Origin of the sequence: Bacillus sp. Bos-x628 (genome assembly GCF_040500475.1) — a bacterium.
Taxonomy (GTDB): Bacteria; Bacillota; Bacilli; order Bacillales; family Bacillaceae; genus Bacillus; species Bacillus maqinnsis.
Genome location: NZ_CP159358.1, coordinates 1,758,856 through 1,775,512 on the forward strand (window position 1 = coordinate 1,758,856; position 16,657 = coordinate 1,775,512).

Consider the following 16,657-nt stretch of genomic DNA (forward strand, 5'->3'; position numbering starts at 1 on the left):
TTTCAACTATAATTCGGGATAAAACGATGTCACTTCTCCATTCTTATCTGTATACCCTCTCCATTTTATCCCTTTACCGTCATAACCTTGCCACTCCCTACCTAAAACGCCTCTTGAAAAAGCATTATCTACTGCTTCTTTTCCTCGTTTAATAAACTCTTCATCAGAGATTAATTTGGGGTCATAAACAGTTTTATCAAATGACTTTTCTCTCCATCCTGTTTTTTGGCCAGTTTTAGCATCTAGCGAAGGGACTTGGTATGTTATTTTCTCCACTCCTGGCAAAGTGTCATGTTTCTTCACATTTAAGATATTTACATCATTTTTCATAAACTCATCTCTGTTATGCGCCCCACCAATACCTCTTCTCCTTGGAACATCGGGGTCAACTTTTCTTATATGTTCCTCTAAGCTAGGTGAGAACTTAACTTTACCTGTACCCTTAGCCCCCATCTTCCCATGAAACCCTTTCACCCCAAACGGCAAAAGCATTCCAAGTGCCGCATTCATACTCGCTTCCTGCTGTTCTTTTGAGATCTTGTTCCCAAAAATGCTTCTTGTTCCTTCGCAATCTTGCGGGCTTCTTTCTGTTCTTTTTTGATTTTTAAATATTCAGAAGTTTGCTTCTCAATATCGTCTTTTGCCTTGTAGATTTCGCTATTTTGATACGCTTTCTTATCAAAATTCATCGGTGAAATGGTTTTTCCGTTATTTGTCGCATTCATCATTTCGGCGTACAATGCCATTGTAGCCTGCTCTTCAGTCTCTGACAAAGCATATTCATCTTTTAGATGTTGGTCTAATTCGTTTAAATCTTTTACGGTCTTTTTCCGTTCGTCTTCGGCATCCGTTATCTTTTCATCAAAGATTTGATCATCAAACACATCAAGAGAGATGAGATCATCTATGTCCTGAAAAATGGTTTCCAGTGCCTTCTTTTGATCAGATACAATACTTTTGGCGTTTTTTAACCCCATCTCTACCTGATTTTCTAAAAAGTGTTCATCAATAAAAGTATCACCGCCGAAATTGGCATCTTCAAGTGTACCCGCAACACCTTCGTGGAAGACTTTTTGTTTATCTATAAAGCTAATCAACATGTCCACATTTCCAGCAAGCTCTTGATAAAAACTTTTAATATTGTCGGCACCTTTTCCCGTGAAATCATCACCGAGATTGGCTACACCTTGTAATGCGTGCTTCAAATCTATCATTTGTTCCCGAAGTTCCTGATAGTGCTTCGCTCTTTCTTCCATAGCGCTTGTTAGTGCTTTGGCATCAAGTATTTTATTCAGGGGAAATCACAGCCCTTCATTATTGATCACAAAGTCTATTTTACCTTTCTCAACAAATTGGAAAAATAGGATTTAAGTTACAAAAATGATTATCAAACATTCCAAAAAATAAAACAAGTAATAATTGAGTCGATTTCTTATGAATTCAAAAAAGTCAGCCCTCTTTTTTGAAGACTGACTGCGTTTTATATTTAGAAAAACGTTTTAAACTTTTCTTAAGTGGAGGAATGTCCATCTCACCTTTTTCAAAGATTTTTTCATTACGTATTTACTGATGCTAGCTGCTTGTGTGTACGTAAAATTTTTCTAGGAAATGGCGGTTCATTGTGCTTTTGCATCATATCATCTGTCAACTTGCTCACGCTATTTTTTAAAATGGTATGGCAGCGTAGCGACAACAATATCTCGCTTCCATAATAAGCGTAATCTTAATAAAAAAGCGGATTGATTGTGTAAAATGGTATGCCATCTTTTTTTAGGTATGAATTGAGGCACGAGTACCATTACTCTATATTGATGTGCATTTGCTTTTGCTTCAACCGTTTCAAGAAATTTATCAAGTGGATGAATAAGACTTCGATAAGATGAGTGAAGCAACACAAGTCGCACATCACTATGAAGCTTTTCCCAATCCTCTTCAATTTTCTTGTCATGCTCTTTGTCAAAGGAAACATGAACGGCTATGACTTGATTTGATAAAGATTTCGCATAATGTATAGACTGCTCTACAACACGTGTCACACCTGCTATTGGCACAATGATCACATTCCCTTTGATTTCAATAGGCGCAGTTTCATTCAATAGACGCAATTGTTCTCCAACTGCAAGGTAATGTCTTTTAATCGAATAAAAGATTAACAGAACAATTGGCATGAAAACGAAAACAGGCCATACGAGATGGAACTTCGTCAAAATAAGAATCATGAGAACAGTGAAAGAAATAAGTGCCCCCAAAATATTAATCGGCATTTTCGTTCTCCATCCTTGCGGTTTTTCGCGAATCCATTTCACACACATGCCCGTTTGAGATAGGGTAAATGGAATAAAAACACCGACCGCATAAAGCGGGATAAGATGTTCTGTCTTTCCATCAAACAACCATATCAGTAGCATGGATGCTACGCCTAAAAAGATAATGCCGTTGGAGTAACCAAGTCGATCTCCTCTCACCGTAAACATTCGAGGCATATATTTATCCTTGGCTAAATTGACAGCCAGTAAAGGAAAAGCTGAAAAGCCGGTGTTTGCTGCTAATATGAGAATCAGAGCTGTGACAGCTTGAATCACATAATAGAAAAATGTACGCCCAAATGTTTCTGATGCAATCTGTGAAACCACCGTCTCTTCTGGTTTTGGGGAAATTCCAAAACCAAAGGCAAGCAGTGTCACACCGATAAATAGTACAGCTAGCAATCCACCCATCATCAATAATGTTCTCGCTGCATTTTGTGCAGCAGGTTTTTTAAATGACGGAATTGTATTTGAAATGGCTTCTACTCCAGTCAAAGCAGAACAACCGGATGAAAAAGCTTTTAATAAAATAAATAATGTAATACCTGATACGTGTGTACCAAATGCTGTATGCTCAGGTGCTGACGGCACTTGCCCTGTTAATAGTTTAAAGCACCCGACTCCGATTAAAATGAGTAATGAAAATACAAACAGGTAGACAGGATAAGCCAAAATAGATGCCGATTCCGTTAGTCCTCTAAGGTTTAACACCATGATTACTAAGACAAGAACAATTGATATCACCACATGAGATGGATAGAGTGCTGGAAAAGCTGATGTGATGGCATCCGTTCCGGCTGATATACTTACTGCAACAGTCAATATATAGTCAACCAACAAAGATCCGCCAGCGATTAATCCTGGTTTTTCACCTAAATTTCTTCTTGATACGACATATGCACCACCGCCTTCTGGATAGGCATAAATAATTTGGCGGTAGGATAGAATCAAAGCCATTAAAAGAATTAATACACAACCTGCGATTGGGATAGAGTACCAAAACGCTGCCGCGCTGACCACTGATAGAACAATCAAAATTTGTTCAGTACCATAAGCAACCGACGACAATGCATCTGATGACAATAATGCCAAAGCTTTGATTTTAGATAGTTTTTGTTCTCCTGCTGCTTGTGATTTTAATGGTTTACCAATTAAAATACGTTTCATCAAACTGTACATGTATTGCCGCTCCTTTAGTGTCAAACGATTTCATAAACATAAGATAGATCATCAAAAAGACACAGAGGCAATAGAATGCCCCTGTGCCAATTTTTAAGGTCACAGGTTGGTCTTTGCTCTCTTTAACGCTTACGAGGTTAGCTGACGGATTCGGGCGCATGAGAATTTGCCCTACCTTAAAAAGGATTCACCCCATGTGATATTTATTTCACTACCACTATTGGTTCCCCCGCTCATCAAAATGATTCAGCGATTGGTCTTTTATAAAAGAGATCATACTCCCGTTTGACACCAAAGTAAAGAGATTTTTTCAAGGTCTTATGACCGTTTACGACTCCGTTTTTTTGCGGTTTTTACGCACGAAATAGACAATCATCATAAGCACAAGAACAATAAGACCAGCCATCAATCCAAAGTATATCCAAGATGCATTTTCACTTTGTTCACCTGTTTTTTTATCGGTCGATGTGCCGCTGACCATTTGATGATTGGAAAATATTTCTTTGTTTTTGTTCTCTATTGCAACCGTTGCTGTATTCGTATTTGTTTGAAGGAAATCAATGACTGTTTTTGAGATGGCTGCGTCTGATGCGTTCATTCCAGAAAATACCGTCATTGTCTGTTCTTTATTCCAAACAGATGGCTGCGTCCATACGACACGAGCAGTTGTCTCATTGATCATGCCAAATGAGGATACATCATATCGACCCTTTTTAGTAGGAACTGTTAACTTACTTGCTTTTTCTTTTAAAAGCGGAAACACCTGTATTCCACCAATGAAGATTAGCGAATGACTTTTCAATTGTTTATTTGTCATGCTCGATCCTTTGACCAATTGATATTGAGTGACTTCAGGCTGACTAAACGATTCTGACAGCATCGCCATTTGTTCGATGGTTTCACGCTTGATTTGATCTGGCACCACAATCAATGTTTTTCCTTGTTTTGTTGCTGAAGTAAAAGGAAACGGCCATGTCGACAAGTCTGGTGTATCGCTTTGTGTTCCTTCTGGTATTTGAAGAGAACTGTTCTGATCTATGAAAATCCAGCCCGCTTCATCTGTATATTTACACGATTCCATGTTTTGAAATCCACTTGTGACAAATTGCAAATCTATATATTCATTTTTTTGAAGAACTTGTGAATTGACGGGTATGGACACATGATAGAAACCATCCGCATCTTTGTTTCCTAGCTTAGTTAAAGGTACGGCATGCGGTTCGTCATTAATCATGACGGTTAATCGTTCTGCTTTGCTAGCAGCATCGGATCTTTTGAATATCAAATTTAGCTTTGCACCCGATTTTTGGTTAGCAATGAGCGCTTTCGGATAATAATAGTGATCAGATGTTGTCTTCTTTGTCCCAACTGTCACATCACCCCCGCCAAAGTCTTTTAAACGAATGGTATGAGATGGGTTCGATGTTTGAGATGTGATCTTTTGAAGCATTAAGTCAGTACCAGTTAGTTGACTAGTAAGCTCTGGTTGAGTCAGCACATTCATTTTTTGAGCGATTGTGCTTGGTTGATTAGATGTCACGAATAAGATCGGCTGTTCTTTTTTCTTTGCTGCAAGGACTCTGACAGCCAAAGTTAAATGATCGCTTTCTGTCTTAATCCTAGCTTTTTGTTCGATTGATTTTATACGTCCTTTCCAGCTTCCTTTTGCCCCCACCACAATCGTTGGATGTGCGATTTGTTTGATATTCTTCTCTTGTATGAGTCTGACGTCTGCATGACGATCTTTGTTTTTCAATGTGCGGTATAACTTAATCGCTGCTTCTATTTCAGCTTCATCAGGCTCATTTGGAAGAACGACATCAGTTTGTTCCTTCTTATCACTAGTTTGGATAAACGGATACGGGAAGCTGTCTAATGAGATATCCTTGGACGGAGTTCCGGCAAATTTCAGCTCGCTATCAGGATACACTTTCAGCCAATTTGCCGGTGTTTCTTGATTGATACAAACACCCTCTTTTAAAACACCATAAAATGTGAACTGAATACGATGTAAGCCTTTCTTCAATTGTGCTTTGGTCAATTTGATTTGAATGGATTTCTTTTGACTTTTCCCCCATACGGAAATTGTTTGCTCAATCTCTCCATCAATCATCACGGTAAATGATGAAGGCGAAATGAGTAATGGCGAAGCCTCTATATTCAAAACAAGTGTGCTTTCCTCTACTTTTTCTTCATTAATTTGATAGGAGAATTCGATACGATCTTCTTCTCCATATAACGTGACAACATCTTCTGATAAATGTTGTGTTGTTTCTTTTTTACTACCGTTGGATGAACTGATCCAGTCATCTTTCACTTGAATTCGATTTGATGCTGCCAATGCTTGACCTGCCGAGAAAAAAGGTTGAATGGCGAGAGATAATACGAAAATAAAGGTCATCCATTTTACAGATTTCAATTTGTCACCCGCTTTTCTTTTGTTGTTGATTGTAACGCTCGGTTTTATACCATTTCACTTCTTGTTTCAATAATCGACTCTTAGCCTCTGCAAATAAGGAATACACTACAAGTGCGATCCACACTTGTGAATATGTGAAATACATGAGACATATGATGAGAACGTTTTGTTTGGTCAGCTCGGTTTTCTCAATGCTTAATGTAATCATCACTTCTGTTAAAAAGAGAAAGAACGCCAGACCCCAAAGGATGAGCGCTACAGCCCCTACAGATAAATGAAGATCAACAAATACATTCACGATAAATATTCCATTCGAGAGCAGCACACCAAAGAAAAATAAGAAATACGTAAAGAAGAAATAAAACAAATCAAAAATCATCCGTTTTCGTTTAAGCTTCGTGAATTGACCTAAAAATTTGAGTACAACGTATTGATTGCCTCTTGCCCAGCGTGTCCGTTGCCGCCACCAGACCTTCCATGTTTCCGGCTCTTGCTCCCATGTGATAGCTGCAGGGAAAAATCGAATAACATACCCTAGGTTATAGACCCTGATCGTTAATTCTGTGTCCTCTGCAAGAGCATGAACATCCCAGCCGCCAAGCTCCTCTAAAATATGCCGGCGAATGGCGAAGTTTGTACCAGGGATTGTGGCGATGCCGAACCATTTCCATCTACCGCCCTGAGCCATCCACTGGAAGCAGATGGTTTCAATATTAATGAATTTTGTAAGGAGATTTTGGGCAGCATTGATCACCCTAAATTTTCCGACTACAGCGCCAGCTTTTGGGTCATTCAATAAACCAAGAACTAAGTGATAGACAGCCTTTTTTTCAGGCATGTTATCTGCATCATACACACAAATGATGTCACCTGTTGATGCCTTCAACCCCTCATTCAGCGCAGTGGATTTACCTTTTCCTGCAAAAGGAGGCTTCGTTTCGATCATATGAATGTGATCATACTGCTTGCGAAAAGATTGCACAATGTCACCTGTTTGATCAGAGGAATTGTCATTGATCACAATGATTTCAAGCAGGTGCTTTGGATATGACAGCTGTACCATCGCTTTTAACGTTTGCCGAATGACCACCTCTTCATTATGAGCGGGAATGAGGATACTGACGGTCGGCAGCTCTTTTGCTCGTTGCGTCCACTCTGGTAGCACTCGTTCATAAGTAAGATAATGCTGAAAGCCGCCCTGCATAAGAAACATATGGTAAAGGAGCATGACCCAAATAAGTATTAATGAAAAATAAAATAAGACATCAGCCACCTGATTTTCTCTCCTTAAAAATACGTTTTTTCATTGTCAGCCTTAAATACAATGTGTAAAACATAAAAGTCACAATAAACAACAACACTATCACTATCAAAATTCTTAGCATGTTTTCCATCCCACTTCGTTTGACTGTTTTTGTTTCTGCTATGTTTGATTGATGTACTTGAATATGTCCATTTCCTGATGCCTTAATCTGCACATTCTGCGTTTGGACAGACTGCTTTGTTTTCTTTAAATTCAGCCATTCACTAGAAGGGATCGCTTCCATATGTGTGATAAGATCCGTTAATTTGGCTATTCCTGCATCTGCCTGATAAGACAAACCGATGGTTGGGGATTGAATATGCTGCATGGATAGAATCTGTTCAGCTTGATATGCTGTATCAGCATTTCCCGTTTTTGCATCCCAGGGCTGCTCTGGATATAAAGTCATGCCATGGAGCATGGCTGGTGTCGTCGTGTATGGCGGTGCACCGCTTGTTCGCCACGTTTTGTCTGATAGCTGCACCTGACCAAACAGACTTGAAAAATACTGTGAGATGACTTGATATCCATGTTGAGATACGGCATCATGTGGAACCTCAAACGCAAGTGGATACAGTCCTTGCTTTACAAGGAGCTCAATTCCTTCTGTAAGCTTTTCTTTAATATATATTTCTTCTTTGTTCTGAATCGTTTTGATATAAGCGTCATAGTCTTTTTCACTCGGAAAATCACTTTTACTCGATTGTTTACTTCTTACTTTTTTAGGTTCATTTGACGTAATCGGTTGATCGAACTGCGCATCCCAAAATTCAAAGCCTTGCCCCGATTCATGGGTGCGATAGGTCCGGCTAAAGCCATGAAGAATGACACTCCCACCTTTGCGCTGCAACTGTTTCAATACATTTACAAGATGAGGGCGGTCTTTCAGTGTCACCTCATCACCTGTTGCAGGATTTATCCAAGCTGGGGTGACAGCTAACAGAAATGGGATATGCTGGTCTGATAAGTATTGTCCCAGCTCCAGTAGTTTTTTCTCGTCAGTTACCGGACTGATGTCATCTAGTCGCAAATATTTTGTTGTTGTTTGATTTGAAGGTTGCATGAGTGATTGAAACACTTCTGCTAGTAGTTTATTGTTTTGCAGTACGTGCAAGATGCCGATATAAGCGGATCCCTTTTTTGTTTGAATCACAAATGGATGATCCTGTTGATTTTTCTTCAATAGAAATTCGCTTTGCTGACCTTTACCTTTCACAGTCAAAGCTGTGATACTTCTATCTAATTGGCGGTATGTCTTTTCATGTGTGTGTCTAATTTGATTGACATGATTTTGTTTGTGAAAGGTGAGCTTGGAAAAAGGATTCAATTGCTCCGCATTATCACCGATGGCAATAAGACGTTTTGACTTGTTTAGCGCATTGACCGTTTGTTTCGGCAGTGTTTTCTTTATTTCTCCAATATAGATCACTTGCTGAAATCCTTTTACTACCTTTTCAGACATTTGGTCATCTGATAAAACCGTTGTTTGTTTTGAAAAATAACCCGCAAGTAAATCGAGCATGTGAACATCTGGTGTCATTTCCCCAGTTTCCGTGGTATAGACGACGAGAGTATCCGGCCTACTCCCAAGGGCTTCGGCTGATTCAATATGTTTGAACGCCCAAGCCAACAAAAATACGATCAACAAACAGCTTTTCATGAAGGAGTTAAAGTTCATTCATCATCATCTCGTTTTCAAGTTCTTCTAAAAATTGCTCTGGCGTTTGATACTCTAAGCTGCTCGTTAAATGGCATACATGAAATGTCAGAGTCACTTGACGACCGTTTAGCAATACGTGCGTTTGCAGTTTATCCTTCAGCTTATCTAGTACAACTGATACATTTTCTTTAGGCGTGTGTGTCAAAAGCAGTCCAATTCGTTCTTCTGATAATCGAAACTTCTTATCTGTTTCTCTCACGCTTTCGCGAATTTTGATACTCAATTGCTGAAATAGATGCTGCATTTCCTTTTCCCCATATAATGATTTGAATTCTGCGGCGTAGTGCATATGAAGAAGGATAAAGACAAATGGCTGTTTGTATCGATCTGCCCGTTTCATTTCTTCTGACAATTCAAGCTTCATCCGCTCAGCATTGTCAAATCCTGTTGTATAATCAATCGCCACAAATTGTTTGATGGCACGCTTCTGTTGTTCAATCATTTGACGCATAGAGGCAATGCGTTCATGTAGATTCCCTGCTGAAATGGCGAAAAAGAGCAGAGCAACTCCCCAAATCACAACATCTTGCAATGTTTGATTGGATAAAAGCGAATTCGTATGTCCCAGTTCGGTAAAGAACATGGCACTTCCTATAAAGAAAAGAATGAGCAAGGTCAAAATTAAAGCAGGCAGAATGCCAAATAGAATGCCGCATCCTAACACGACAAAAGTGAGTACGATAACCATGAAGTTCTTTGAATCAAGTGCATTTAAGTAGGTGACAAAGAAAATAAGACCAGCGATCATGAGGAGCAGCGTGTAATACATACGATTGGTGTTACTGAATAACCGATTCATTTAGAAGCTCCCTTTCTGCAATAAGAGGCAATAAGTTATCAAATGAGTGTGTGTCTTTTTTGTTCATATATCCTCCGTAATAAGGCTTGAGGGGATCTTGTATTTGTAATTGTTTCATTCGTTGGTATACGTCTAGCGCAAAACCTGGCTCGTTTCTATTGAGCGCATATAACACCAACAGTGCATACACAGCAGGGGACTCATAAGTAACAGCTGGCTGCAAAGATTCGAACTCATATCGTCCGTACAGCTTTCCTTTTTGATGAAAAGTCGTTTTGAGCCATTTCATGATAGAAGATGTATCAATCTGACAATTTTCAGCATAAAAAGCCGTATATATCTGATCAATTAGATTCACTTCTTTGTCAAATGAATAATTCTTTTTCGCTATGTCATAGGATTTTGGAAAGAATCCTTTTTGTCTAGGGGCTTTTTTCAAAATAGATAGTTGGTCGTTCACCATCTGTTCAGTGAAGACATGAAGGGAAGCCAATTCTTTTACCGCTTTTGGGTCTATATATGAGAGTGTGATGGTGTGTGAAGTTTGATTCGTCGTTGCATCATAATAATCGGTTAACATGCCTTTGAACATGGCTTTGTCTTTTAATGCTTGTGCGATTTGAACAGCTCTGGTTCGATACTTTGGCTTATGCCACAGTTGATCTGCGTTTTGAAGTGCTGACACCACACGTAAATCATCGACCAAGGCATTGACTTTGCTTTTTTGATTATGCTCAATTTTCCAACTAAGAAGCTGGTGATTGAGTGAAAAATGAGTGTGTAACACGTCCAGTTGTTGATCAAAAGAGGATTGGTCTTTTTTTCGAATAAGGTAATCCATCCAAAGTCCAAGCGATTCGGATAAGTAGGTGTGCTGCTCTGCAAAAGAGGTGCGAATCAGGCCTTGTTCTGTCATTAAGTGATGCGTGATAAAGTATTCTCCTTGCAATATCGGCTGTTCATTTTTAGGACGAGCTGACTCCTGCTGTTTATTCCAAGCACATCCTCCTAGTAGGATCATTAGCAGTAAGAACGAAGCAGTGCGCTGTATGGATTTATCCATTCGTTTCCCCTTCCATATCACAATTCTTTTCGCATCCAACTATTTATTATAGATCTTTTTAGGTGATATTTAAATAATTAATATATGCCAAATTACGAGTCTTTTCGCATATCTATTCCCAATTTCAGAAAAAAACAGATCAAGATAATTGATTTATCTCAAAAGCCCACGCGGTTTCGCATGGGCTTTTACACAACTATTGATCTAATTTTAGTTTCTTCAATTGTTCAGCTAGTGCGTTATTAATTGGTTCTTCCATTTTCTTCTGTTTCTTTATATATTTAGTCACGTCATGCTTGCTGGCCCGCTTCTGATTGGATTGTGATTGGCGTTTCTCAAAAGCAGACAGCTTCTCTCTATGACCGCAAACACAGGTAAAGATTTTTCCATCGCCTTCACCACGCAACTCGAGTTTTTTATGACATTTCGGACAACGGGCGTTTGTTTTCTTCGCTACATTTTTCCGGTGACCGCATTCTCGATCTTGGCAGACAAGCATGGTTCCATTTTTTCCGTTGACTTTCAGCATGAGTTTTCCGCAGTCAGGACAATGTGTTCCTGTGATATTGTCATGCTTGAATGTTTGGTCTGTTTGTTTGATTTCCAATACAACTTGTTTTGCGTATGCCTTCATCTCACTCATAAATTGAGAAGCTTTCAATTGACCTTTGGCAATTTTAGAAAGTTTTTGTTCCCATTCCGCTGTTAAAGCTGGAGATTTTAAATCTTCAGGTACTAAGGATAGCAACTGTTTCCCTTTAGATGTCATGAAGATGTCTTTTCCTTTTTTTTCAATTAGAAAGCTATTGAACAGTTTTTCAATAATATCCGCTCTTGTGGCAACTGTGCCTAAACCACCAGTTTCGCCAAGCGTTTTTACTAAGTCTTTTTCTTGGTTTTGCATAAAAGCAGCCGGGTTTTCCATTGCAGATAATAACGACGCTTCATTAAAACGAGCAGGTGGTTTCGTTTCTCCTTTTGTCTCTTTCAGCATCCGTACTTCAAGTAATTGTCCTTCTGTTAAAGACGGCAAATGCTGGTCTGTTTCGACTGCATCCTCATCTTCATAAGATTCATCATAAACGGCTTTCCAGCCAGCCGATTGGACTGTTTTCCCTTTTGCTGTAAAAAGTTCATTGCCTATTTTTGCATAAACAGTTGTTTCCTCGTACTCAAATGGTTTCATGAGGACAGACAGGAATCGTTTAGCGATCAGGTCATATAATTTCCGCTCTTTATCACTTAATGCACCAGGATAAAGCTCTTCCTCAGTCGGAATAATGGCATGATGATCCGACACTTTGGCATCGTTGACAAAGCCTTTATGTGCTTGAATTCCTGATTGTAAGATGCGATTCACATGCTGTGCATACGGTCTGACATTCATTCCCTTTAATCGTTCCTTTAATGTTGGAACGATATCAGTCGAAATGAAACGAGAATCTGTGCGCGGATACGTCACAAGCTTATGCTGCTCGTAAAGCCGCTGAAGAGTGGATAATGTTTCTTTAGCAGAGAAGCCATATCGTTTGTGGGCATCACGCTGTAATTCTGTCAGATCATATAACCCTGGAGCAAAGGCTTTTTTGGCTGTTTTTTTCAATGCTTCAATCAATGCTGGTTTTCCTTTGCAGATCGTTAATCGCTCTTTGATGAGCTCCTGATGAAATGTGCGATTTTGCTTCGTTTTTGCATCTTGCCATGTCAAGGTAAGACCATCTACTTGTGCGGTTAATCCAAAGAACGGTTTCGGCTGAAACTGCTGGATGTCTTCTTCTCTTTTGGCAATCATGGCAATTGTTGGTGTTTGTACACGCCCACAGGATAACTGTGCATTGAATTTCGTCGTCAAAGCTCTCGTGGCATTAATCCCAACAATCCAATCTGCTTCCGCTCTAGCAACCGCTGAGCGATACAAGTTGTCATATTCCCTGCCGTCTTTTAAACGATTGAAGCCCTCTTGAATTGCTTGATCTGTCACAGAAGAAATCCATAGTCGCTTCAAGGGCTTTTTCACATGTGCCTTTTCAAGAATCCATCTGGCAACGAGCTCCCCCTCACGACCAGCATCTGTTGCAATGACAATTTCCTTGACGTCTTTTCTAGTAAGTTGTGCTTTCACCGCTTGAAACTGTTTCCCTGTCTTTTTCATCACAACGAGTTTGAGCGGCTCTGGAATGATTGGCAAATCCTCTAAACGCCAAGACTGAAACTCTTTTCCGTAGCCCTCGGGATCTGCAAGTGTGACCAAATGTCCAAGCGCCCACGTCACAATGTATTGTTCTCCTTCTAAAAAACCATTTCCTTTTTTATGACACTTCAGCACACGTGCGAGATCACGTCCTACTGAAGGTTTCTCTGCTAATACAACTGTTTTTGACACTAAATTTCACATCTCTTTCTTCTAGCCATTCTTTTATTATAACAGACGTAGAGATAGGGTTCTAATGCGGGAACATAAATTAGAAATGGAGCCGAAACAGCTAGGTTTGAGTGCCGCATAAGCAACAATTTGTCAAATTTCCGATCCAGATATATGTTATAGGCATTTAAAAAAACACCTCTGTATTCAAAGAGGTGGTTCAAATTGTTGACAAAGGGATAAAATGATCTTGATTTTAGCCCTTTGTCTTCTTTTCAGCGTGATAGAAAGCCCTTGAAGTCTAGGAAGGGCGAGCACCGGCGCGCAGACCTGACAACGAATGCGAGGGTTTGTCTACATGCTGAAACACCTCTGTATTCAAAAAGGTGTTTAGGTGTCCAAATTTTTTCGAGGCTTAAAGCTTAACTCACAGTCTTTGCAGTACAAGTAACTAACGATTCTTTCTCTTAAACCAGACAAGTAAATAAATATGATAACAAACAAAACAATTCCAAGCGTCTGTTTAATAAAAGGGATAAACACTATCCTTGTTATAATATAAGGGATATAGAAAGAAATACCTAACATGAGAAAGACAGAAACACATCCTGCACTTCTTACTCTCTTTCCCACACGATTACTATTACATCTAGGGCATCTTTGCCATTCCATAAAAACAACCTTCTTTCCAAATTTATGTATAATTTATCATATCATGAAATATAAACCTTTTTTGAATAATTTTATTGTTTACGATTAAGAAAGTGAGGGATATTCATAAGAACAAAAAATCTAACTTTTATGGTCTAGCTCGATTCATTTAATCAAATAATCTTTAGAATCTAGAAACGCAGCATCATTTCCATTTTTTAAGCATTACATGAACATATTTTGAATTTTTCGTAGATTTTAGCATGTCCAGACGATCTTTCGTTTATATTAGAAGATGAGAAACTAGCTTATGATAGGAGGACTTTGTTTATGCATACGAGTATTAGCCGTCTTCGACAGGCGGGTTTTATCGAGGGTATGTCTCTTTTAACCCTTCTTTTAATTGCCATGCCTCTTAAATATTTTGCGAATATCCCGATGGCGGTCACCATTGTGGGCTCTCTTCATGGCGCATTGTTTGTGATTTATATGCTGATTTTGGTTTATGTGACTTTTAAAGTGCGCTGGCATTTGAAGTGGTCTGTTGCCGGTTTATTTGCGGCCTTTATTCCTTTCGGCAACTTCGCCTATGATAAGGTGCTTCGCCAATATGATATGAAATCTTAACACGAAGAGAATCAGTAAGTGATGAATCTTATGTACAAAATTAAGCCGATTTCTCCGCATCTTTTTAAACAACATGTTATTGTCCAAATAAAAAAGGCTGCCAAATAGATGGCAGCCTGCTTCTTATCCTTTTCATGCAAATAAATAATCAATTGTGATCTCCGTAAAGGAGTTTATGAATCCAGATTCGAACATATCAGTGTTTCATATGTGCCTCGAGTGAATCATACGTTTGAAAGTAAACGCCATGGAAGTTCTGGGTAACAAGACAACGAAAGCCCTTCCTCTCATTCGTCCTTACGGCTCCGAAGCCGTGCCAGTGTGAATTGTAAATCAAAACGTCTTTTTTCCATTCTTCCGCTATAGGGGGGCGGTGCAGAAGGAAAAGAATAAGTTTATTCGCTTTGAAAGCGTCTTGTTCTTATCAAGTAGAAGCTCTATTGCTTCTCATTATGTCATAGAAAAAAGAAAGTTTACTTTCTTTATTTATTTGCTATTTCAACACTTATTAGAATAATATAACATATTTCCCCCAAGTGTGCAAGTCTTATATTGATAATTCCGCCGGTGTTTGACTTCCCTCATTCATCAAACGGATTGACGTTGGGTCAATCTTCAGGATGACAAGGCTCGGATCGTCTTTTCCTTTAAACCATTTCTCCATTTCCTTTGACCAAAGGCGGTCGATCAGTTCTGGATCATCGGTTAATGTTGCGGTACCTGCGATTTCTGCATATGTGTCACCGAAACCTTCACCTGTGTATCCAATTAAAATATGGACATTTGGATTTTTTTCAATTTCGTCCGTTTTATGTGTTTCTTTACTCGTTGGTGTATATAACGTCAATCCTTCATGAAAAAAGGTCATATAGCGGGTATGCGGCTTTTCCTGTTCAACCGTCGCCAGTGTTCCGACCTTTTGCTCATCTAATAGTTCGAGCACCTTTTGCTTTAATTCCTCTTGTGACATTTACATTCACTCCTTCACATCATCCTTACTGTTAGGTTTCCACGACAACCCCATCATTAAACAATGAAATGTGTTTTTCATCTAAAGAGACTTGATTCTATATAAATACCATCTAATGGAGGGAGACGGGAACATGCATCATCTTTCATTTGGTTACACTTGTCATTGCGGCAGCTATTGCTTGCATTATTGTGTTTTCTGTCACATCTGTGAAAAAGAACCGAAAGAAATACTAGATAACACCGCCCAAAATAAAAGTTGGGCGGTGCTACTTGTTTTCATGTATTCATAAAGGACCCGCCATTGACGTGAAGCGTCTGTCCTGTCATATAAGAAGATTCGTCTGATGCGAGTAAAACAAAGCATCCGACATGCTCAACAGGCTGTCCTGGTCTTCCCATTGGGGTTTCTGCCCCAAAGCGTTCCACACTGTCTTCGTCAAACGTAGATGGAATCAGCGGCGTCCAAATTGGACCAGGAGCCACACCGTTTACTCGAATACCTTCTTTTACAAGTGACTGAGCCATTGAGCGGGTAAACCCATTAATGGCTCCTTTTGACGCTGTGTAATCTATTAACACCGCATTTCCTCGATAAGGATTAATAGATGTAGTATTAATGATTGTACTACCTGGTTTTAAATAATCGAGTGCCTTTTTCGTAAAATAAAAATAGGAGTAAAAGTTGGTTCTAAAGGTTTGATGAAGCTGTTCACTTGAAATATCTTGAATACGTTCTTGCGGATGCTGTTCAGCCGCATTGTTCACTAAAATATCTAATTGCCCAAACGTCTCAACGGTTTTTTCCACCGCTTCCTCGCAAAAAGATTCATCTCCGACATCGCCAGCAATCGTTAAGCATTTTACTCCTTCTTGCTCTACACGCTTTTTCGTATCGTCTGCATCCTCATGTTCATTTAAATAAACTATGGCGACATGGGCTCCTTCTTTTGCATAAGCAACTGAAACCGCACGCCCGATTCCACTATCTCCGCCTGTAATCAGCGCTACTTTCCCTTTTAGTTTGCCAGATCCTTGATACGATTCATCCTCAAAGATCGGCACAGGATTCATTTTCCGTTCATGACCTGGTTGCTGTTCCTGTGTTTGGCGCGGGATGCCATTTGTTAAAAAATTGCGTAAGTCCATGTGTAAGCTCCTCCTTCATTTTTGATGTATCCTTTCATTACCACTTGAATTTTTCACTCAAACATGACTTGAAAGTTCGGTGTGATTTGTTTTACAAATTACGACGTTTG

10 protein-coding genes, 1 pseudogene and 1 riboswitch are annotated in these 16,657 nt (G+C 39.3%); of the genes and pseudogenes, 1 reads left to right on the forward strand and 10 read right to left on the reverse strand.

What is annotated here, in order from left to right; all coding sequences use genetic code 11:
• Positions 1-6 precede the first annotated feature (6 nt).
• From ABVJ71_RS09300 to ABVJ71_RS09335, 8 genes and pseudogenes are all read right to left on the reverse strand, one after another.
• Positions 7-1,256, reverse strand: a pseudogene (locus ABVJ71_RS09300) (T7SS effector LXG polymorphic toxin).
• Positions 1,257-1,658: 402 nt separating this feature from the next.
• On the reverse strand, positions 1,659-3,485 hold the full coding sequence (locus ABVJ71_RS09305; RefSeq protein WP_353853780.1) for an APC family permease: 1,827 nt from the start codon (positions 3,483-3,485) through the stop codon (positions 1,659-1,661).
• Between the two features lie 111 nt (positions 3,486-3,596).
• Positions 3,597-3,747: riboswitch (cyclic di-AMP (ydaO/yuaA leader) on the reverse strand.
• 66 nt (positions 3,748-3,813) lie between these two features.
• The gene (locus ABVJ71_RS09310; RefSeq protein WP_353853781.1) at positions 3,814-5,904 is read right to left on the reverse strand and encodes a cellulose biosynthesis cyclic di-GMP-binding regulatory protein BcsB; all 2,091 of its coding nucleotides are present in this window, start codon (positions 5,902-5,904) and stop codon (positions 3,814-3,816) included.
• Between the two features lie 4 nt (positions 5,905-5,908).
• Positions 5,909-7,177, reverse strand: coding sequence for a glycosyltransferase (locus ABVJ71_RS09315; RefSeq protein ID WP_353853782.1), 1,269 nt, complete (start codon positions 7,175-7,177; stop codon positions 5,909-5,911).
• On the reverse strand, positions 7,170-8,885 hold the full coding sequence (locus tag ABVJ71_RS09320) for a DUF2334 domain-containing protein (protein WP_353853783.1): 1,716 nt from the start codon (positions 8,883-8,885) through the stop codon (positions 7,170-7,172). Before ABVJ71_RS09320 ends, ABVJ71_RS09315 begins: the two co-directional genes overlap by 8 nt.
• Positions 8,875-9,726: a GGDEF domain-containing protein gene (locus ABVJ71_RS09325; protein ID WP_353853784.1), complete on the reverse strand. Its 852-nt coding sequence runs from the start codon at positions 9,724-9,726 to the stop codon at positions 8,875-8,877. The genes ABVJ71_RS09320 and ABVJ71_RS09325 overlap by 11 nt, the downstream gene beginning before the upstream one ends.
• A complete protein-coding gene (locus ABVJ71_RS09330; protein WP_353853785.1) occupies positions 9,707-10,789 on the reverse strand; it encodes a glycosyl hydrolase lipoprotein in 1,083 nt (360 codons plus the stop codon). Before ABVJ71_RS09330 ends, ABVJ71_RS09325 begins: the two co-directional genes overlap by 20 nt.
• A gap of 196 nt (positions 10,790-10,985) precedes the next feature.
• Entirely contained in the window at positions 10,986-13,172 is a 2,187-nt protein-coding gene (locus ABVJ71_RS09335) for a DNA topoisomerase III (protein WP_353853786.1), read from the reverse strand.
• A gap of 960 nt (positions 13,173-14,132) precedes the next feature.
• On the opposite strand from ABVJ71_RS09335, the gene ABVJ71_RS09340 reads away from it, so the two are divergent.
• Positions 14,133-14,429 carry a DUF3817 domain-containing protein gene (locus ABVJ71_RS09340; protein ID WP_353853787.1) on the forward strand — a complete coding sequence of 99 codons (297 nt, stop codon included), beginning with the start codon at positions 14,133-14,135 and terminating at the stop codon, positions 14,427-14,429.
• Positions 14,430-14,976: 547 nt separating this feature from the next.
• On the opposite strand, the gene ABVJ71_RS09345 is transcribed toward ABVJ71_RS09340, so the two are convergent.
• Positions 14,977-15,399, reverse strand: a complete 423-nt coding sequence (locus ABVJ71_RS09345; RefSeq protein ID WP_353853788.1) for a pyridoxamine 5'-phosphate oxidase family protein — start codon at positions 15,397-15,399, stop codon at positions 14,977-14,979.
• A 278-nt stretch (positions 15,400-15,677) separates the two neighbouring features.
• Positions 15,678-16,547 carry an SDR family oxidoreductase gene (locus ABVJ71_RS09350; RefSeq protein WP_353853789.1) on the reverse strand — a complete coding sequence of 290 codons (870 nt, stop codon included), beginning with the start codon at positions 16,545-16,547 and terminating at the stop codon, positions 15,678-15,680.
• Between the last annotated feature and the right edge of the window lie 110 nt (positions 16,548-16,657).